Genomic DNA, 18702 nt, shown 5'->3' with positions numbered 1-18702 from the left:
ACATCGATCCTTCCTCTCACATAGTGAAACCCGTCGGACTCGGCGGCCAGGGGTGCGGTTGCGGCAGTATGGGTTGATCCGGGTACAGCACGGCACCGGAGTACGACAGCGAACGAGGAGGACCACCGACCCATGTGCGGAATCTGCGGCGAGATCCGGTTCGACGGGACGGCTCCGGATGTCTCGGCCGTCGACGCCATGACCTGCGAGATGACACGTCGCGGCCCTGACGGCTCGGGCGTCTTCTCGAAAGGCGCTGTGGCGCTGGGTCATCGGCGTCTGAAGATCATCGACCTGACCGAGAAGGGCAGTCAGCCGATGATCGACCCGGCACTCGGCCTGGCGTTGGTCTTCAACGGCTGCATCTACAACCACCACGAACTGCGCGCCGAACTCGAGGGCAAGGGCTACACGTTCTTCTCCCACGCCGACAGCGAGGTCATCCTCAAGGCGTTCCATGCCTGGGGCCCCGACTGCGTCGACCACTTCTTGGGCATGTTCGCGTTCGCCGTCGTCGACACCGACACCGGCGTGGTCACCCTCGGACGGGACCGGCTCGGCATCAAACCGCTCTACCTCGCCGACACCCCCGGTCGACTCCGGTTCGCCTCGTCGGTGCAGGCGCTCCTGCGCGCCGGCGACGTCGACACCTCGATCGACCGGGTGGCGTTGCACCACTACTTCAGCTTCCATGCCGTCGTCCCGGCACCCCACACCATCTACAACGGCATCCGGAAGCTGCCGCCGGCCACCGTCATGACGATCCAGCCCGACGGACGCCGCACCGAACGCCGTTACTGGGAACCGGTTTTCGAACCGCATCCCGACCGCCGGGACTGGGACGAGAAGCGATGGCAGCACGAGCTGCTCGACTCGCTGCGGACGTCCGTGCGCCGGCGCATGGTCGCCGACGTCCCGGTCGGCGTGCTGCTGTCCGGGGGCGTCGACTCCTCGCTGGTGGTCGCGCTGCTCGCCGAGCAGGGTCAGACCGACCTCGCGACCTTCAGCATCGGATTCGATTCCGCGGCCGGGGAATCGGGGGACGAGTACGCCTACTCCGACCTCATCGCCGACACCTTCGGTACCGACCATCACAAGATCCACATCGGGACCGACCGGTTGCTGCCCGCGATCCCGGATACGGTCGCGGCGATGGGCGAACCGATGGTCAGCCACGACTGCGTCGCGTTCTATCTCCTGTCGCAGGAGGTCAGCAAGTCCATCAAGGTGGTCCAGTCCGGTCAGGGCGCCGACGAGATCCTCGGCGGGTACAGCTGGTATCCCCCGCTGCTGGACGTGACCCGGGAGAAGACGACGCGCGCGTACGCCGACGTGTTCTTCGACCGCGACGATGTCGACATCCGCGGCATCCTCGCAGACGACTACCTCACCGAGGCCGGGTACGACCCGAGCTTCGAGTTCGCCTGGGCCCACCAGTCCGCACCGGGCGCGGCCACCGCCGTCGACGCCGCCCTCCGCCTGGACACGACCGTCATGCTCGTCGACGACCCGGTCAAACGCGTCGACACCATGACGATGGCCTGGGGCCTGGAGGCCCGCGTCCCGTTCCTCGACCACGAGTTCGTCGAACTGGCCGCCACGTGTCCCCCCGATCTCAAACTCGCACATGGCGGCAAGGGCGTCCTCAAGGAGGCGAGCCGGGCGTTGCTGCCGTCGGCAGTCATCGATCGCACGAAGGGGTACTTTCCGGTGCCGGGTATCCGCCATCTGACCGGCGGCGTCCTCGATCTCGTGTCGGACACCCTACGGTCGAAGGCGGCCCGCGATCGCGGCCTGTACCGTCCCGAGGCCCTCGACCGACTGTTCGCCGATCCGAACGGGATTCGCACGAGACTCGACGGCAACGAACTGTGGCAGGTCGCCGTGCTGGAGATGTGGTTGCAGACGATGGAAGCGAACGCCCGACGGTGACCGCTCTGCGTTTCGACGACCGCGGCTGGAAGACCTACGGCGCCTCGCTCTCTCCCGACGGGAGCGCCTTCGCCTACATCGTCGACGAGGGCACCGGTTATCCGCGGGCCGCGCAGCGGTCGCTCTCGCGGGACGGCGTCGGCGAGTTGCGCTGGGTGCAGCTACGATCCACCGGGCCCGTCCGAAAGGTGGTGCACTCCACCGACGGTCGCTGGCTGGCGGTCGAGATCGCGCCGAGCGGCGGTGAGCATCACCAGGTGTGGGTCGTCACCACCGATCCCGACGACGACACCGCCCATCGCATCGCCGCGACCCGCCCCGACGGGCGATCGTTCGGCACGGTGGGCCTGGTCGGCTGGGACACCGACTGGGTCCTGATCACCGCCATCGATCAGGACGGCACCTCCCACGCGCTCCGCGTGCATCCGGGGACCGGGACGACACTCACCCTCGATCAGCGCGTCGGCAGCGTGCTGATCGACTCGTGGAAGGGCGCCACCCTCGTCCGAGTGGGCCCGCGGGGCTATCACGACATGCTGCTGTTGCGCCGCCGCCCCGAGTCGGGTGACGACGAGATCACGATGACCCCGCTGCTGCCGCAGGATCCGGGCGCGATCACCGACCAGGGTTATCTCCTCGACCAGGGTTTCGATCACTCATCCCTGGTGTTCGTCCCCGCCCCGAACGAACCGGCCCGCGACCTCGACAGTGTCCAGGCGCTGGTGCGCAGCGATTTCGACGCCAAGTTCCCGCGGCTCCTGGGAGTCGAGGTCAGCAAGTTCGGCGTGCGCTTCCGGGTGATGGCCCAGCGCGTCGACATCGGGCTCGACGAGTTCGCGGTCAGCCACGACCAGTCGACCGTCGCCCTGCTGTGGAATGTGCGGGGCTGCAGCGAGTTGCAGATCCTGACTCTGCCCGATCAGACCCTGCACCCGCCCATCGACCTGCCCGGCGAGGTGGCCTCCGATCTCTCGATCAGTGCCGCCGGGTCGGTGGTGACAGTGACGGTGTCGAGCCCGCAGCACTCCCCCCTCGTCCATCTCGTGGATGTCGCCAACCGGCACGTGTTCCCGGTCCGCGACGACGTCGTCGCCGGCGAGGGTCCCTCGTGTCTGCTCCGGCCCGAACTGATGGAGTTCTCGGCGCGCGACGGTATGCCGTTGTCCGGCCTCCTATTCCGCGCCAAGCGAGCCGCCGGCACGGCCGTGCCCGGCCCCACCCTGCTCTACTTCCACGGCGGACCGGAGGGACAGTCGCGCCCGGACTACCAGTTCCTGTTCGGTCCCCTCGTCGACGCCGGGATCACGGTCTTCGCCGCGAACGTCCGCGGGTCGTCGGGATACGGCCGGTTGTTCTCGCACGCCGACGACCGATACGGACGGTATGCCGGGATCGACGACGCCGCGGACTGTGCCGAGTTCCTGTGTCGACAGGGCATTGCCGACCCCGACGCGGTCTACTGCTCCGGCCGCTCATACGGCGGATATCTGACCCTGGCATGCCTGACCTTCCATCCCGACCTGTTCGCCGCCGGGATCGCCATCTGCGGCATGAGCGACCTGGAGTCGTTCTTCCGCAACACCGAACCGTGGATCGCGGTGGCGGCCTACACCAAGTACGGACATCCCGAGTTCGACCGTGAACTCCTCGCCGACCTGTCGCCGATCCACCGGATCGACGCGGTACGCGCGCCGCTGCTCGTCGTCCACGGAGCGCACGACACCAACGTGCCGGTGAGCGAGTCGCAACAGATCGTCGCCGAACTCCAGGCACGCGGCGCCGTGGCCGAGATGCTGATGTTCGACGACGAGGGTCACGAGATCGTCAAGCGGCACAATCAACATCGGCTCACCGAGGCGGTCGCCGACTGGATCGCGCGTCACCCGTCCCGGACCCGGTCATCTCGATGAACAGGCGGATGACCGACCGCCTGCTCGCCCAGCTCGCCGAGACGCGTTCGCCCAACACACGTGCGAATGTGCTCGAGGAACTACGTCGACTGATCCTGTCCGGTGGCGCGCCCCCGGGGACCCAACTCCCGCCGGGCGAGATCGCCGACGCCTTCGACGTGAGTCCGATCCCGGTCCGCGAAGCCCTGAAGACACTGGTCGGCGAAGGCCTGGTGGTGCACCGCCCCGGAGCGGGGTACCGGGTGAGTCAGCTGTCCACCGAGGAGCTACGCGAGATCTACTTCGTCCGAGGCACTCTCGAACAAGCAGCACTCGCCCGGTCGGTCGGCCTGATCGACGAGTCCTCGCTGGAGACCGCACGCGCACGCCACATCGAGCTGCTCACGGCGGTGAAGTACAACGACGGCAAGGCTTTTCACGACATCTCCCGCGAGTTCCATCGCGCTCTCACCGAGCCGTGCGCGATGCCGCGCCTGCTCAACATGTTCGAGGCGACCTGGAATCTCACCGAGCCGTTCCAGGTGATGAGATCGGTGACCGCCGAGACCCAGCAGGCACTCAACAACGACCACGCCGACCTGCTCGCGGCGTTCGGCGACCGAGACACCGCATCGGTCCTCGACGTCGCACACCGTCACCACCAGCGCCTCGAGAGCGCCGTCATCGAGACCGCCGCACTCCTCGACGTCCGCCACGACTGAGCCCCGGCGAAATATATCTGCCCGTTCATCGCGGGGTAACAATCCGTTCTTACATTTCTCCCATCAGCGTGCGCCCCGTATGACTTCCGACCCCGGCCGCTGACCAGGACCAGGAGAACGCCAATGTCCACACCACCCTCCGGGACGCCCGGACCGCAGGTACCCGCGGCCACGTCCCACACCGGCGCCGCCGGTGAGAGCGTCATCAAGTCCACCTACGACGATCGGCTCACCAACACCGATCTCGCGCCACTGAAGGAACAGAAGTGGACGTGGTACAACATCTTCGCCTTCTGGATGTCCGACGTGCACAGCGTCGGCGGCTACGTGTTCGCGGGCAGCCTCTTCGCGCTGGGCATCGCGGCCTGGCAGGTGCTGGTGGCGCTCGTGGTGGGCATCGTGGCCGTCAACATCCTGTGCAATCTGGTCGCGAAGCCCTCCCAGATGGCGGGCGTCCCCTACCCGGTGACGACCCGGGTCTCCTTCGGCGTCAAGGGCGCCAACATCCCGGCCATCATCCGCGGCGTGATCGCGGTCGTCTGGTACGGCATCCAGACCTACCTCGCCTCAGTCGCTTTCGGCCTCCTGGCGCTGAAGTTCTGGCCCGGACTCGAGCCCTGGGGCGATGTCGAACAGCATGGTTTCCTCGGCTTGTCCGCGCTCGGCTGGGCGGGTTTCATCCTGATGTGGATCCTGCAGGCGTTCGTGTTCTGGAACGGGATGGAGACCATCCGGAAGTTCATCGACTTCTGCGGTCCCGCAGTGTATGTCGTCATGATCGCGCTGGCGGCCTACCTGGTCGTCGAGGCCGGTTGGGACAACGTCAGTCTCGACCTGTCGGTCGGCGACGGACTCTCGGGATGGTCGTCGTTCACGATGATGATCAGCGCGATCGCACTCGTGATCTCCTATTTCTCCGGTCCGATGCTCAACTTCGGTGACTTCTCGCGGTACGGGCGCACTTTCGGCGAGGTCAAGAAGGGCAACTTCTGGGGCCTGCCGGTCAACTTCCTCTTCTTCTCACTCCTCGTGGTGTGCACGGTCTCCGCGGCGGTCACGGTCATCGGCACCGACGAGGACGGCAACATCATCACCGATCCGGTGCACATCGTCGATCGCATCGACAACACGACCGCCGCGGTGCTGGGCGTGCTCACCTTCGCCATCGCCACGATCGGGATCAACATCGTCGCGAACTTCGTCTCGCCGGCGTTCGACTTCTCGAATGTCGCGCCCACCAAGATCAGCTGGCGAACCGGCGGCATGATCGCGGCGGTCGGCTCGGTGCTCATCACGCCGTGGAACCTCTTCAACAATCCGACCGCGATCCACTACACGATGGACACCCTCGGCGCGGTCATCGGTCCGCTGTTCGGCATCCTGATCGCCGATTTCTACCTCGTCAAGAAGCAGAAGATCGAGGTGGACGAGCTCTTCACCATGAGGCCCGAGGGCGCCTACTGGTACCGCAACGGCTGGAACCCGGTTGCCGTCGGCGCCACCGCCATCGCGTCGATCCTCCCGATCGGTGTCGTCATCTTCGGCACCGTGTATCAGGCCAGCTTCACGTGGTTCATCGGCGCGGGCATGGGCATGCTCCTCTACTGGCTCGGGATGAAGTTCGTGCCGACCCGCCTGATCTACGGACCCGCGGCGCTCGCTCGCATGACCGCTGACATCGAAGTGATGTCGGCGGAGCCCGAGACCGCGGGAACGCCGACCACAGAAGCCGCGTCCACCGTGCCCGGGGGCAGCACCCGGAACTGACGGGCGGTGAACCACGGGCCGCGCGAGCATCTCGCGCGGCCCGGTCTGCTGTGTGTGCGGCTCCCGAACCCACCGCCCACCCCTGACGCATCCATTGTGCCATTGACAAATGGCACGGTTGCTGATGGTGTGAGTTGATGCACACCAGCACGACTCCGACCCCGCTGCCGACCCGCGCGTCGGCACGGGCCACCGTGACCGCCCATGCGACGAGGTGGGGGCTCGGCACGTTCACCGGCGCGATTCCACTGAATCCGCTGGGCATCCGACTCTCGCGCGGTCTCATCGCCGCGATCATGCGCACGCTCGGACGTACGCCATCCGGAACAACCGTGTATCCGGTCCGCGAGAACGGCATTCGCGGCGAGTGGGTTCTCGGACCGGATGTCCGACGGGGGCGCCGCGCGATCTACTACGTCCACGGCAGCGCGTACAGCATCTGCTCGGCTCGCACACATCGGTCGCTGGCCGCGCGGCTCTCTTTCGCGACCGGGATACCGGTGTTCGTCGTCGACTACCGTCTGGCGCCCGAGCACCGATTCCCCACCGCCGCCGAGGACGTCGCCGACGGCTTCGACTGGCTGCTCCGCCAGGGCTTCCTTCCTGCCGACATCGTGGTCGCCGGCGACTCCGCCGGCGGTCATCTGGCCTGCGATCTGACCCTCCGGCGCGCGGACGGCGGCGCCGCCCAACCCGCCGCGGTCGTCCTGTTCTCCCCGCTCATCGACCTCACCTTCGAGCTGGCGCGCACCCAGGAACGCATCCGGCGCGACCCGGCGATCACGGCTGCGGCTGCCGCCCGCCTGGTGGCGCTCTACACCCGCGACGTTGCCGCCGACGACCCGCGTCTCGCGCTGGATTTCGCGGCGGCACGGGATCTTCCACCGTTCCTCATCCAGGCGGGCGGCGCCGAGATGCTCAGCGCCGACGCCCGCCACCTGCACGAGCAACTCAGCGCGCACGGCGGTGACAGCCGGCTGGAGATCTGGCCGGGCCTGATGCACGTCTTCCAGGCCCTCCCCCGGCTCGGCCCAGAAGCCGACGCCGCACTGCGCCGGGTGGCCGAGTTCCTGGGCGACCGGGCGGCGGACCGGCCGTCTCCGGCGACGGCCCCGGCCTCACTCACCGAGGCGGACGCGTCATGATCACCGCGGTCGACGGAATACGGCGTCGGTTCCTCCGGAATCCGGTGTCGCAGAACGCTCGCGCGCTCGTCACCGGTGCCGGGAGCGGGATCGGCCGTGCGTTCGCGCTCGAACTCGGCCGGCGCGGCGGCGAGGTGATCTGCGCCGACATCGACGAGACACGCGCCGACGAGACCGCGTCGCTGGTCACCTCCCGGACCGGGCGGGTGGCCCATGCGTTCACCTGCGATGTCGCCGACCGGGCCGCGATGGCCTCGCCCGCGGCGTTCACCCGCGACACCTTCGACGGTCCACCGACCCTCGTCGTCAACAACGCCGGAGTCGGCATCGGGGGCCGCCCGGTCGGCGACATCGGGTTCGACGACTGGGACTGGACGCTCGGGATCAACCTCTGGGGTGTGGTGCACGGGTGCGAACTCTTCGCACCGATGCTGCGCGAAGCGGGCCGCGGCGGGATCATCAACGTCGCGTCGGCCGCGGGTTTCGGCGCGGCGCCGGTGATGGCGCCCTACAACGTGTCGAAGGCCGGCGTGGTCTCGCTGAGCGAGACACTCGCCGCCGAGCTGGCCTCCGCCGGCGTCGGTGTCACGGTTCTGTGCCCCACGTTCGTCAAGACCAACGTGGCTCACGACGGTCGGATCACCTCGGACGCACAGGATCTCGCCGGGACGCTGATGCGCTGGACCGGGGTGTCCCCGGCCGGCGTGGCCGCATCGACACTCGACGCCCACGATCTGGGACGTCTCTACGTCCTGCCGCAACTGGACGCGCGCGTGATCTGGCATCTCAAACGACACTTCCCGGCGTCCTACGTCCGCGGACTCGGACTCCTCAACCGCCTCCTGCCGTCGTCCTGACCCGGCGACCTCAGCCCACCGACCACTCGAAAGGACCACTCTCATGGCCATCGACCTCGACAACATGCTGCAGAAGATCAAGGACCGTCAATGGGCCCTGATCGACATCGATTGGGACGCACCGGGCGCCGAGCTCATCGACCCCGACCTCCACGCCAAGCTCAAACCTTTCATGAGTGACCTGATGTGGATCGAGAACGTCGGCGCACGGGGCTTCGCGGCCATGGCCAAGAAGGCGCCGACCCCGACGCTGAAGAGCATCTACGAACATTTCCACGCCGAGGAACAGAAGCATGCCAATGCCGAACTGGCACTGATGCGCAGGTGGGGCATGCTCGGCGGCGCCGGGAGCGGAGCGAGCGGGCCGAACGCAACAGGCGACGAGATCCCGTCACCGAATGTCAACGTGCAGCTGGTGATCAACTGGCTCGACCGACACTCCGACGACATGTCCCTGTCCTTTCTGGGAACCGTGATCCCGATGCTCGAGGTCGCGCTCGACGGCGCGCTGATCAAGTTCATCACCGACGAGGTCAAGGACCCGGTGGCCCAGGAGGTGTTCAGACGGATCAACTCCGATGAATCGCGGCACCTCGCAGTCGACTTCGAGGTGATGGAAATCCTCGGACATGCGGGGTTGCGAAAACGGACGATCGATTTCGTCGGCGGGTGGGTCAAGCCGACCTTCCTGATCGGGGCTCTCAGTTATGTTCCGCTCCTGAACAAGATGCGCGACAACATCGTCGCTATGGGGGTCGACGAGGAACGGTTGTACAGCGCGATGAAGCGCTACCGGGCGGTGGGAGATCGAAGTGAGTACGTGCGGCGCCTGCCCATGTTCCAGGTGGTCGCGTACCACGGTGCGGCGGTGATCAATCGAGGCAACGTGCCCTACCACCTGTTCGCCGACTCGATGGTGAAGCTCACCGATCGCATCCCGTTCGGCCTCATTCACCGAACACCCACGTGGTCGCAGGAACTCACCTACGAGCCGACGGCCTGAGGGGGTGGTGATGCACACCTCGGTGGCCATCATCGGCGCCGGATTCGCCGGCATCGGTGCGGCGATCCGTCTCCGGGAGCGCGGAATCGACGACCTCGCGATCTTCGAACGCGACGACCGGGTCGGCGGCACGTGGCGCGACAACACCTATCCGGGTGCCGCGTGCGACATCCCGTCGCGCCTGTACTCCTACAGCTTCGCGCCCAACCCGGACTGGTCGCACACCTACTCGCGCAGTGCCGAGATCCTCGACTACATCCGGTCGATGGTCGACGACTCCGGGATCGGACCGCACATCCGGTTCGGCCACACGGTGACCGGGATGGAGTACAACGCCGACGACGGTCTGTGGACCATCACCTTCGACGAAGGGCACGAACCGGTACGGGCGCGCGCCGTCGTCCTGGCCTCGGGTCCGCTCGCGAACGCCTCCTTCCCCGACATCCCCGGCATCGAGGACTACGAGGGGCACAAGATCCACAGCGCACGTTGGGATCACGACTACGACTTCACCGGCAAGAAGGTCGCTGTCGTGGGCACCGGGGCGAGCGCGGTCCAGATCGTGCCGGAGCTGGTCGAGACCGCCGCGTCGGTGAAGGTCTTCCAGCGCACGCCCGGCTGGGTCCTGCCCCGCGCGAACGTGCGGACCCGTGCGACGACCGAGCGGCTCTATCGGGCGGTGCCCGGCACCCAGCGACTGGCGCGTTCACTCTGGTTCTGGGGTCACGAGACGGTGGCGCTGGGCGTCGTCTGGAACACTCCCCTGACCCGCGTCGTCGAGGCGGCCAGCAAAATGCACCTGCGGTCGCAGGTCGACGACCCGTGGCTGCGCCGACAGCTCACCCCCGACTTCGCCGCGGGATGCAAACGACTGCTCATGACCAGTGACTACTACCCCGCGCTCCAGCGACCGAACTGCACACTGGTGACCTGGCCGATCGCCCGCATCGCCGAACGCGGCATCCGCACCGTCGAAGGTGTTGAGCACCAGTTCGATTGCATCGTGTTCGCGACCGGATTCGACGTGTCCAAGACCGGGACGCCGATCCCGATCACCGGCCTCGACGGCCGCGACCTCGCGTCCGAGTGGGGCCGGGGCGCGTTCGCGTACCGCAGCGTCGCCGTGTCCGGCTATCCCAATCTGTTCTTCACGTTCGGACCCAACTCCGGCCCGGGCCACAGCTCCGCGCTGGTCTACATGGAGGCCCAGATCGACTACATCACCGAAGCGGTCACCCAGCTGCTCGAGAACGACTGGAAGGCTCTCGACGTGCGCGCCGAGGCGCAGGAGCGATACAACCAGGACATCCAGCGTCGACTGACCTCGACCACCTGGAACTCCGGATGCCAGAGCTGGTACCTCACCGACGACGGGTTCAACGCGACGATGTACCCCGGCTTCGCGACCCAGTACGTCAATCAGCTGCGCCGCGTCGAACTGCGCGACTACCGGATCCTCGTTCACCAGGACGCTCGGACTCCGGCCACCGCAGCGTTACAGTGAGGGGATGACCGAGTACCGGATCGACGACCTGGCGCGCGTGTCCGGAACCACGACCCGGAACATCCGCGGCTATCAGGAACGCGGGCTGCTCCCCCAGCCGCTGCGGCGCGGACGCGTCGCGATCTACACCGAGAAGCACCTGCGTAACCTCCGGGCCATCAACAAACTGCTCGGGAGCGGGTTCACCCTCAAGCACATCGCCACCTTCATGACGAACCCCGGCGCCCGCATCGGGGATGCGTTGGAGCTCAACGAGATCCTCGACGAGCACTGGTCGAGCACGTCACGCCCGGAGATCACCCGCGACGAGCTCGACGAGAGATTCGGTCCGCTGGACGATGCCCAGGTCGCGGCTCTCGTGCGAGCCGGTGTGATCTCCGAGACCCCGCGCGATGGGGTGTACGAGGCCATCGACCCGCGCATCATCGGAAACCTGGCGAAGCTCGTGCGACGGGGCGTGCAGATCACCGCGCTGGCAGATGTCCACGAACGGTTCACCGCAAAGATCAACGAGGCCGCCGAGATCCTGCTGGCTGCCGCGCATGACGAGGTGGACCGACGCAAGGGCCCGGGCTGGCTGCCGGAGAACGACGACGACGTCGCCTGGGCGGTGAACCTCCTGGGGATGATGCGCCGCGTCGGAACCGAGAACGCCCACGCCGCACTCGACCGCGCCCTCGACACGGCGCTGGACCGGGAACTCTCGGCCCACCAGAGCGCCGTCGACGAGCGTGCGGACGCCGACGCGCCGCAGCCCGGCCGGGAATCCGTCGAGCCCTCAGCCGGACCCGTTGTGCCGCTTCGGCAGAACGACCGATGAGGCGAGGAAGAAGCAGACCGCTCCCACGAACGTACCGGCCGTCGCGGCCACCGCGTCGGCGGTGACGCCACCCTTGGTCACGAACGCTCCGACGGCCGACACCCCGAATGCGACACACCCGATCCAGTTGATCAGCACCGACCACCAGTCGCGATCGCGGACATCCCACCGGCGTCCGGTGGCGCGGGTGTAGCCGGCGAAGGCGACCGCGCCACTGATGAGGAAGGCGATGGACCCGCCCGCGTCCGGGGTCCAGACCAGGTGCCGGTCCCCCCAGATCGTATGCGCGACCAGAGCTCCCGTGGTCGACACGTTGAACAGGATCGTACCCACCGATTGCGTGGCTGCTGTGAGCCATTCGGCACGGATGACCGAACCGGGCGCCGACGACCGCAGTTCGGCCACGGTACCGCTGCGGATCAGCTGGATGAATCCGGCGGCGGTGAAGAACCAGGCGCCGACGAAGTAGCAGCTGTTGGCGAACCCGGCGCCCATCACATGTGCCAGCCCGGGGGCCGACCCCAGCGCGAACAGCGCCGACCCGATCATGAACCCCCAGCACTGCTTGGGCAGCGTCGGCGTCAGGAACGCATGTGTGCGGTCATGCAGTGACATCAAGGCTCGCGATGACCTTGCTCGGCTCGATCCAGATCCCCAGCTCGCCGGTGACCCCGTTGCGGGCTCCGAACTCCTCGGCCCGCTCGGCACCCATGTATCGCGCCCCGCACATCGTCGCGATGCGACGCACCTCGTCGAGGTCGTCGGTGACCCGCGCGATGCCTTGCACCTGCACGAACCCGAACGGCGGTTCGGGCAGGTCGACCGCCATCACGACACGTGGATCACGCAACAGCGCACGGCCTTTGGCAGTCGTGGCCCCGGTGTTGAACGCGATCCGGTCGCCGTCGAGGACGAACCACACCGGGACGACGAGCGGTCGACCGTCGGCGGCGGTGTATCCGAGGTGCCCGGTCTTCGTGCCGCTGGTGAGGAAGTCGCGGATGGCCGGATCGGACAGCGTGGGCTCAGACATGCCTCTCACCCTAGAGAGACCCGGCCGCAACCGCGAGGTGTTCGGACCCGAGCGCCTCACCGTTGCGCGAGTACATCACCGATCCGGCACGCCATCATCATGATCGTCGCGTGCGGGCCACTGCGCCCGCTGGTGGGCAGAATGGACCCGTCGACGATCCGGAGTCCGCGAACCCCGTACACCCCGCCGAGCCAATCGGTCCGGACGCCCATCGGCATCGTCCCCCACGCGTGCTGGGAGAACCCCGCCCGATCGGCGATCCGCACACTCCCCGGGACGACGACGTCGGCGAACTCGGGCGCCCGCAGCATCTCCGCGACTCCCGCGGCCGCCGTCCGCAACGCGATGGCGGTAGCCGGGTCGGGTTCGTCGAACTCAATCCGTACTGCGGCGCCGTCGGCGACGATCCGTACCGCCGAATGCCTCATCGCGGTCACCTCGACGATTGGACCCCACGCGCGCAGACCACGAATGTACGAGGCGAAATCATCTCGATAACAACGTATTTCGAGACCGCTGTCGGTGTGCACCACGGTCGGCAACACCATGCCCCGCCCCGCCGGTGTCCGCCTGGCGTACGACACCGCCAGGCCTCGATGCTCCCCGGCACCCAGCGAACGGGCATCCGTACGACCCCCGATGTCGAGTGCGGGCAACTCCGAACGCAACAGGATCCCCGCGGTGCCGAGGGTGCCCGCGGCGAGGATCACCTCGCCCGCGCCGACCGTGAGCGAGCCCGCGTGCACGCCCGTCACCGTCGTACCCCCGGCCGACGCCACACGGTCCACCGTGCAACCGGTCACGACCCGGAGGTTGGGTCGCGACAGCGCCGGGACGAGGTACGCGTCGGCCGCCGAGCGGCGCGCGAGCCCGCTCCGATTGATCGGCACCCGGTTGAGCCCGACCACCGGCCACCGCAGCGCGAGCGGACGGACCGGTACCCGCGCCGTCCAGTAGCGCTCGAAAGCGGTTCCGGCGTCGCCGAGTTCGTTGTCGGCGACGGGTTCGACACCCATGGTGCCGCCGGGCGCGTCCAGTTCGTCGTACGCATCGGCGATGGCGTCAAGCCCCCACCCGGCCGGCCACGTTCCGAAGTCGTCGCGATGCCACCTGAGGAAGTACCCGCCGTTCACCGCCGACGAACCGCCGAGAGCCGACCCGCGGGCCGCCGACACCCCGAGGTTCGTGTCGTGGCGGACCGCATGCGGGGCGGCGTCGTCGATCGGTAGCCTAGACAGCTGGAGGTCCGCCGGGGTCGGCAGGCCTTCCGGCCCGCGTTCGAGCAGCACGACCGCACGGTCGGGGTTCCGCGAGAGCCGCTCGGCGAGCACGCATCCGGCGCTGCCGCCGCCGACGATGACGACGTCGGCGGTGAGCGACCGGTAGGTCGTCGTCATCGAGAGATGACCGGGCGCAACGCTTCCGGGTCTCGATGGGTGATGACCCCCTGCCACAGGCCCGCACCGTAGGCCAGGTCGTCGAGCCGGTGCATGAGGATGTAGCGCAGCGGACCGAGCGTGGGCGGACTGGTCGGATCGGCGAGCAGATCCCGGACCCAGGACACCACCCCCTCGACGATCGCCACCTGCACGGCGAGGGTGCGGAAACGCTTGGATACGAGGGCGAGCAACACCGCCACCGGCCAGTAGTGACGGCAGATGGCGTCCGCCGCCTGTAGCAGTCCGAACGCGGCCGCTCGTCCGGTCATCTGCGCCGACACCAGCGGGGCCGACGGCAGGTCGCCCAGTCGGCGCCGCATCCGAACCGCCAGATGGGTGAGGATGATCATCGCCAGGGCGGCACCGAACCGCGTCCGCGACAGCAACGCGACCACCGCGGCGGCCATCGGAACCGACATCTTCATCGGCGCCGCCCGGTCACCGTGCCGGGAGGCCAGGTGCGCGGCGCCGGTGCCGTAGAAACAGCGACGCGAGAGCACCGAGCGCAGGTCGGCGCGGTGCTCATGGGCCACACGAGCCACCGGGTCGTAACGGATCCGCCACCCCTCCGCGTGCATCCGCCAGCACGCGTCGACGTCCTCGGCCACCCGCAGCGACTCGTCGAAACCGCAGAAAGCGCTGCGCCGCACCACCATCGCGGCGCTGGGCACATACGGGGTCCGGGTCGAGGGCGCCACCGCGGACTCCTCGGGTCCCATGTCCAGGGAGGACCACCCGTTCTCGTACCGCTCGGCCAGCGATGAGGCCACCGCCGCGTCGGACTGCAATCCGACGATGCGCGGCGCGACGAGCCCGACCGTGGGGTCGGAGAAGTGCGTCAGCAGGATGGTGAGCCAATCCGGGTCGGGCACGACGTCGGAGTCGAGGAATGCGACGAAGTCGGTCGTCGCGGCCTCCGCCCCCGCGTTGCGCGCCGCGGACGGACCACGGTTGTCGTCGAAGCGCAGGACCCGCGCCGTGGGCCGGTCCGCCACGATCGGGGTCGCGGAGCCGTCGTCCACGACGATGACCGTCAGCCCGTCGAGGGCATCGAGCAGGCGATCGATGCCAACCTGGTTGTCCCGGACCGGGACGACCACGGTCACGTCCTGCGGCTGCGGCCCGAACATGGGCCGGGGATTGGCGATCCCCGCGTCCAGCAGTGCGCGCGCCAGTCGTCGGGTCACGTTGTCGCACACCTCGATCCGACCGTCCTCGGAGGTCATCCCGAGTGCGGTGTCGGACATGCGCAGCAGCCGCGTCGGCGAACCGCCGACCAGATACCGGAAGTCGCCCGCCTTGGCACAGCGCAGGTCGATCTGCACCTGGAAGCCGTCGGGCAGATCGGTGCGCGGCCCCGGAGGCGCGTCGGCGTCCGAGTGCGCTCCGGGTTCGACGGACTCCGAGTCGTCCCGGGCGGAGGCGTCGTCCGCGTCCTGGTTCCCGGCCCAGCGTCGTGGGGCCGAGTCGTCGAGGGCCGTCATCCCAGGCGCCCCAGATCGTCGATCTGCCACGACTCCAGGGCGGCCCACAGGCGGTCGGTCACCCCGTCGACCAGACCCGCCCCCGTCTCGGCGCTCGCGCCCTCCGGGTCGCCGAGGACACCGTTGGGACTCACGGCGGCGACACCGCCCGACCGCATCGCCCCCATCAGCGCCCCCACCGGCTCCCGGTTGCCCGCCACGGCACGGTCGGGATCCACGACGGACGGCGAAACATGCAGCAGCACAGATGTTTCGGTGAATCCCGCGTGGGCGTCGGCGCCGTCGAAAGCGCACGGGAACCAGGCGACGTCCCGGCCCTCGTAGCGGAGTCGGGTCACCGCCTCGATCAGCGTCCGGGTGTTCCCGCCATGTCCGTTGACGAACACCACGCGCGCCGCCCATCGGCACGCACTGCGGCCGTACTCGACGAGGAGGCCGCGCAACGCCTCGTGTCCGATCGAGATGGTCCCGGCGAAGCCCTCGTGTTCGCCGCTGGCGCCGTAGTTCAGATCCGGTGCGCACAGGAGTCCGGAGGCCTTCGATCGCCCGCAGACGCGCTCGGCGATCGCCGACGCGATACGCGTGTCGGTGTCGAGCGGGAGGTGGGGCCCGTGCTGCTCGACCGAACCGAGGGGCACCAGCAGGGTGATCACCTGCCCATCGAGGTCTGGCCAGTTGCACTGCCCCAACGCCGATGGCACCGTCATTCGACCAATGCTAGCGATGGTGCCTGCGAGTGTGTCGGTCTCGCCCGAAAAACGGAGCGAAAAACGCGTCCAGATGTCGCGAACCACCACTCTGACGAGCGTTCGATCGGTTGTGGAATGCTGAGAGCATCCAGTGACACCTGACACAGTGCGCGAACAACGATCGGGAGGACGACACCCATGAGCAGTGCCACACCACACGACAGCGGCAAGCCCGGCCCTCTGAGTTCGATCCGGGTCATCGAGTTCGCCGGTATCGGCCCCGGTCCGCATGCCGCCATGCTGCTGGCCGATCTCGGCGCCGACGTCGTGCGCGTTCAGCGCCCGGGGTCGCTGCCCAAGCCCGGCCGCAATGCCGATGCTCTGCTCCGCGGCCGACGCGTCGTCGAGGCCAACCTCAAGGACGACAACGACCGGGAGACCATTCTCGGCCTCGTCGCCAAGGCCGATGTGATCCTCGAGGGTTTCCGTCCCGGCGTGATGGAACGGCTCGGACTCGGACCCGACGACCTCGAGAAGGTCAATCCCGGCCTCGTCTACGGGCGCATGACCGGCTGGGGACAGGACGGACCCCGTGCCAACCTCGCCGGCCACGACATCAACTACATCTCGCTCACGGGCATGCTGCACGCCATCGGACGCAAGGACGATCGTCCCGTGCCCCCGCTCAACCTGGCCGGTGACTTCGGCGGCGGTTCGATGTTCCTCGTCGTCGGTGTGCTCGCGGCACTGCTCGAGCGCGGGGTGTCCGGCCGGGGGCAGGTCGTCGACGCGGCCATGGTCGACGGCGCTTCCGTTCTCGGACAGATGATGTGGGCGTTCCGCGGCACCGGACTGTGGAGCGACACCCGGGGTGTGAACATGCTCGACACCGGCGCTCCGTACTACGAGGTCTACGAGACCTCGGACGGCAAGTACATGGCGGTCGGCGCGATCGAACCGCAGTTCTACGCCGAGCTGCTCAAGGGCCTCGAACTCACCGACGCCGACCTGCCGGACCAGAACGACATCGCCCAGTGGGGGAAGCTGAAGGAGATCTTCACCGAGACCTTCAAGTCGCGCACCCGCGACGAATGGGCCGCGGTCTTCGAGGGCACCGACGCCTGCACCTCGCCGGTCCTCACCTTCGCCGAGGCACCTGCCGACGCCCACATGGCCGCCCGCGCCAACCTCGTCGACATCGACGGCGTGACCCAGGCCCAGGTGGCACCGCGCTTCTCGCGCACCAAGCCGGAGACCCCCACGGGCCCGACCACCGAGGCGACCGATCCGTCGACGCTCTGGGCCGACTGAGGGTCCCGCCACCGCTTCTCCGTGCGGGAGAAGCGGTGGCGACCCGCCCATTGCTCCCCGAGGTTCCAGGAGCGAAAGCCGCCGGGCCGAGCAAGCGACGAAGGAGCGCGTCGAGGTCGACGAGCCACGAAGGGCGACAACTCACGTCGCCCTTCGTGGCTCGCTTCGCTCGCACCTCAGGGAGCAGATGAATCGGCCACTCGCCCTCGAACGCAAGGGTTCTTCCGCGGCCGCGCGGCGTCAGACCTTCGAATGCCCCATGTCGATCTGGAACTCGGCCGCGGTGATCCCCTTGGCACTGTCGGACGCGAGGTAGAGGACGGCGTCGGAGATCTCGTCGAGCGCGGCGACCGGATGGTAGTCGAGGATCGACGTGAAATGCGGGTTGACCCAGGGGATTCCGAAGATCCGGTGGGCCTCGGTGTCAGCCACACCCATCGGGGTGTCGACCGCGTACGGGTGCACGCTGTTCACCCGGATGCGATGGTGACCGAGCTCTTTCGCGGTCGTCTGGGTCAGTCCGACGAGTCCGTACTTCGACGCCGAGTACGACGCCTGCAGCGGCATCGCCTTCAGCCCCGCGACGGAACTGATGACGGTGATCGAGCCCCCGTTGCCCGCCTCGAGCATCGCCGGAATGGTGGCCTTCAGCGTCTTCCACGCGCCGACGAGGTTGATGTCGACGACGTCGGTGAACTGCTCTTCGCTGAGCTCCCAGACCTTGCCCCAGGTCAGCACCCCGGCGTTGGCGACGACGTGGTCGAGCCGACCGAACTGCTCGACGGCGTCGGCCACGAGCTGCTGCTGGAAAGCAAGATCGCGCGTATCTCCCTGCCGTGCAAGGATCTTGCCGCCGACGCCCTCGACGAGACGAATCGTCTCGGCGAGGTCGTCGGCCGTGGCCGCGGGGTAGGTCGCGTGGTCGATGATCGGACCCGCGATGTCGAGGCCGACGATCGCGGCCCCCTCACGGGCGAACCGGATCGCATGATTGCGACCTTGACCTCGGGCGATGCCGGTGATGTAGACGACCTTGCCGTCGAACTGTCCCATGGCAGAACTGTAACACGTTCTAGTTCTGCTCCCCAGTGTTCGCCGGGGCCCGAC

16 protein-coding genes are annotated in these 18702 nt (G+C 68.0%); 10 read left to right on the top strand and 6 right to left on the bottom strand.

The window, feature by feature from the left end:
* Window positions 1–132: 132 nt before the first annotated feature.
* The 9 genes from JW364_RS14010 to JW364_RS13970 all read left to right on the top strand — a co-directional run bounded on the left by JW364_RS14010 (window position 133) and on the right by JW364_RS13970 (window position 11639).
* Window positions 133–1932 carry an N-acetylglutaminylglutamine amidotransferase gene (locus tag JW364_RS14010; protein ID WP_205333718.1) on the top strand — a complete coding sequence of 600 codons (1800 nt, stop codon included), beginning with the start codon at window positions 133–135 and terminating at the stop codon, window positions 1930–1932.
* A complete protein-coding gene (locus tag JW364_RS14005; protein WP_205333717.1) occupies window positions 1929–3842 on the top strand; it encodes a S9 family peptidase in 1914 nt (637 codons plus the stop codon). Before JW364_RS14010 ends, JW364_RS14005 begins: the two co-directional genes overlap by 4 nt.
* 8 nt (window positions 3843–3850) lie before the next feature.
* Complete coding sequence (locus JW364_RS14000; protein ID WP_065629646.1) at window positions 3851–4543, top strand: GntR family transcriptional regulator; 693 nt, start codon at window positions 3851–3853, stop codon at window positions 4541–4543.
* Between the two features lie 123 nt (window positions 4544–4666).
* Window positions 4667–6310 (top strand): NCS1 family nucleobase:cation symporter-1, encoded by a 1644-nt coding sequence (locus JW364_RS13995; RefSeq protein ID WP_065629647.1) that lies wholly within the window; start codon window positions 4667–4669, stop codon window positions 6308–6310.
* 137 nt (window positions 6311–6447) lie between these two features.
* Window positions 6448–7455, top strand: coding sequence for an alpha/beta hydrolase (locus tag JW364_RS13990; RefSeq protein ID WP_065629648.1), 1008 nt, complete (start codon window positions 6448–6450; stop codon window positions 7453–7455).
* The gene (locus JW364_RS13985) at window positions 7452–8312 is read left to right on the top strand and encodes an SDR family NAD(P)-dependent oxidoreductase (RefSeq protein WP_205333716.1); all 861 of its coding nucleotides are present in this window, start codon (window positions 7452–7454) and stop codon (window positions 8310–8312) included. The genes JW364_RS13990 and JW364_RS13985 overlap by 4 nt, the downstream gene beginning before the upstream one ends.
* A gap of 43 nt (window positions 8313–8355) precedes the next feature.
* Window positions 8356–9315, top strand: a complete 960-nt coding sequence (locus JW364_RS13980) for a reductase (RefSeq protein ID WP_065629650.1) — start codon at window positions 8356–8358, stop codon at window positions 9313–9315.
* A 10-nt stretch (window positions 9316–9325) separates the two neighbouring features.
* Window positions 9326–10819, top strand: a complete 1494-nt coding sequence (locus JW364_RS13975; RefSeq protein ID WP_205333715.1) for an NAD(P)/FAD-dependent oxidoreductase — start codon at window positions 9326–9328, stop codon at window positions 10817–10819.
* A 4-nt stretch (window positions 10820–10823) separates the two neighbouring features.
* Window positions 10824–11639 carry a MerR family transcriptional regulator gene (locus JW364_RS13970; protein WP_240199099.1) on the top strand — a complete coding sequence of 272 codons (816 nt, stop codon included), beginning with the start codon at window positions 10824–10826 and terminating at the stop codon, window positions 11637–11639.
* On the opposite strand, the gene JW364_RS13965 is transcribed toward JW364_RS13970, so the two are convergent.
* From JW364_RS13965 to mftE, 5 genes are read right to left on the bottom strand one after another with little or no spacing between them, the layout of a single operon-like run.
* A complete protein-coding gene (locus tag JW364_RS13965; RefSeq protein ID WP_175401079.1) occupies window positions 11598–12254 on the bottom strand; it encodes a hypothetical protein in 657 nt (218 codons plus the stop codon). The two genes, JW364_RS13970 and JW364_RS13965, sit on opposite strands and share 42 nt — an antisense overlap.
* Window positions 12241–12672, bottom strand: a complete 432-nt coding sequence (locus tag JW364_RS13960) for a PPOX class F420-dependent oxidoreductase (RefSeq protein ID WP_065629651.1) — start codon at window positions 12670–12672, stop codon at window positions 12241–12243. Before JW364_RS13960 ends, JW364_RS13965 begins: the two co-directional genes overlap by 14 nt.
* A 56-nt stretch (window positions 12673–12728) precedes the next feature.
* A complete protein-coding gene (mftG, locus tag JW364_RS13955) occupies window positions 12729–14069 on the bottom strand; it encodes a mycofactocin system GMC family oxidoreductase MftG (protein WP_205333714.1) in 1341 nt (446 codons plus the stop codon).
* Window positions 14066–15595, bottom strand: a complete 1530-nt coding sequence (gene mftF / locus JW364_RS13950) for a mycofactocin biosynthesis glycosyltransferase MftF (RefSeq protein ID WP_058252355.1) — start codon at window positions 15593–15595, stop codon at window positions 14066–14068. The genes mftG and mftF overlap by 4 nt, the downstream gene beginning before the upstream one ends.
* Window positions 15592–16302 carry a mycofactocin biosynthesis peptidyl-dipeptidase MftE gene (mftE, locus tag JW364_RS13945; protein ID WP_205333713.1) on the bottom strand — a complete coding sequence of 237 codons (711 nt, stop codon included), beginning with the start codon at window positions 16300–16302 and terminating at the stop codon, window positions 15592–15594. Before mftE ends, mftF begins: the two co-directional genes overlap by 4 nt.
* Window positions 16303–16482: 180 nt before the next feature.
* Here mftE and JW364_RS13940 point away from each other — a divergent pair, with 180 nt between their 5' ends.
* The gene (locus tag JW364_RS13940) at window positions 16483–17595 is read left to right on the top strand and encodes a CaiB/BaiF CoA-transferase family protein (protein WP_058252357.1); all 1113 of its coding nucleotides are present in this window, start codon (window positions 16483–16485) and stop codon (window positions 17593–17595) included.
* Between the two features lie 240 nt (window positions 17596–17835).
* On the opposite strand, the gene JW364_RS13935 is transcribed toward JW364_RS13940, so the two are convergent.
* Window positions 17836–18648 (bottom strand): mycofactocin-coupled SDR family oxidoreductase, encoded by an 813-nt coding sequence (locus JW364_RS13935; RefSeq protein WP_058252358.1) that lies wholly within the window; start codon window positions 18646–18648, stop codon window positions 17836–17838.
* Window positions 18649–18702: the final 54 nt, after the last annotated feature.

The sequence above is a fragment of the Gordonia sp. BP-119 genome (genome assembly GCF_016924115.1).
Taxonomy (GTDB): Bacteria; Actinomycetota; Actinomycetes; order Mycobacteriales; family Mycobacteriaceae; genus Gordonia; species Gordonia hongkongensis.
The sequence above is the reverse complement of the archived record's forward strand: the minus strand, read 5'-3'. Positions and strand labels throughout refer to the sequence as shown.

Bases quoted from the DNA above. Each gene is read 5' to 3' on its own strand.
- JW364_RS14010 (WP_205333718.1), top strand. From the start codon at position 133: ATGTGCGGAATCTGCGGCGAGATCCGGTTCGACGGGACGGCTCCGGAT.
- JW364_RS14000 (WP_065629646.1), top strand. From the start codon at position 3,851: ATGACCGACCGCCTGCTCGCCCAGCTCGCCGAGACGCGTTCGCCCAAC.
- JW364_RS13995 (WP_065629647.1), top strand. From the start codon at position 4,667: ATGTCCACACCACCCTCCGGGACGCCCGGACCGCAGGTACCCGCGGCC.
- JW364_RS13990 (WP_065629648.1), top strand. From the start codon at position 6,448: ATGCACACCAGCACGACTCCGACCCCGCTGCCGACCCGCGCGTCGGCA.
- JW364_RS13985 (WP_205333716.1), top strand. From the start codon at position 7,452: ATGATCACCGCGGTCGACGGAATACGGCGTCGGTTCCTCCGGAATCCG.
- JW364_RS13980 (WP_065629650.1), top strand. From the start codon at position 8,356: ATGGCCATCGACCTCGACAACATGCTGCAGAAGATCAAGGACCGTCAA.
- JW364_RS13975 (WP_205333715.1), top strand. From the start codon at position 9,326: ATGCACACCTCGGTGGCCATCATCGGCGCCGGATTCGCCGGCATCGGT.
- JW364_RS13970 (WP_240199099.1), top strand. From the start codon at position 10,824: ATGACCGAGTACCGGATCGACGACCTGGCGCGCGTGTCCGGAACCACG.
- JW364_RS13965 (WP_175401079.1), bottom strand. From the start codon at position 12,254: ATGTCACTGCATGACCGCACACATGCGTTCCTGACGCCGACGCTGCCC.
- JW364_RS13960 (WP_065629651.1), bottom strand. From the start codon at position 12,672: ATGTCTGAGCCCACGCTGTCCGATCCGGCCATCCGCGACTTCCTCACC.
- mftG (WP_205333714.1), bottom strand. From the start codon at position 14,069: ATGACGACGACCTACCGGTCGCTCACCGCCGACGTCGTCATCGTCGGC.
- mftF (WP_058252355.1), bottom strand. From the start codon at position 15,595: ATGACGGCCCTCGACGACTCGGCCCCACGACGCTGGGCCGGGAACCAG.
- mftE (WP_205333713.1), bottom strand. From the start codon at position 16,302: ATGACGGTGCCATCGGCGTTGGGGCAGTGCAACTGGCCAGACCTCGAT.
- JW364_RS13940 (WP_058252357.1), top strand. From the start codon at position 16,483: ATGAGCAGTGCCACACCACACGACAGCGGCAAGCCCGGCCCTCTGAGT.
- JW364_RS13935 (WP_058252358.1), bottom strand. From the start codon at position 18,648: ATGGGACAGTTCGACGGCAAGGTCGTCTACATCACCGGCATCGCCCGA.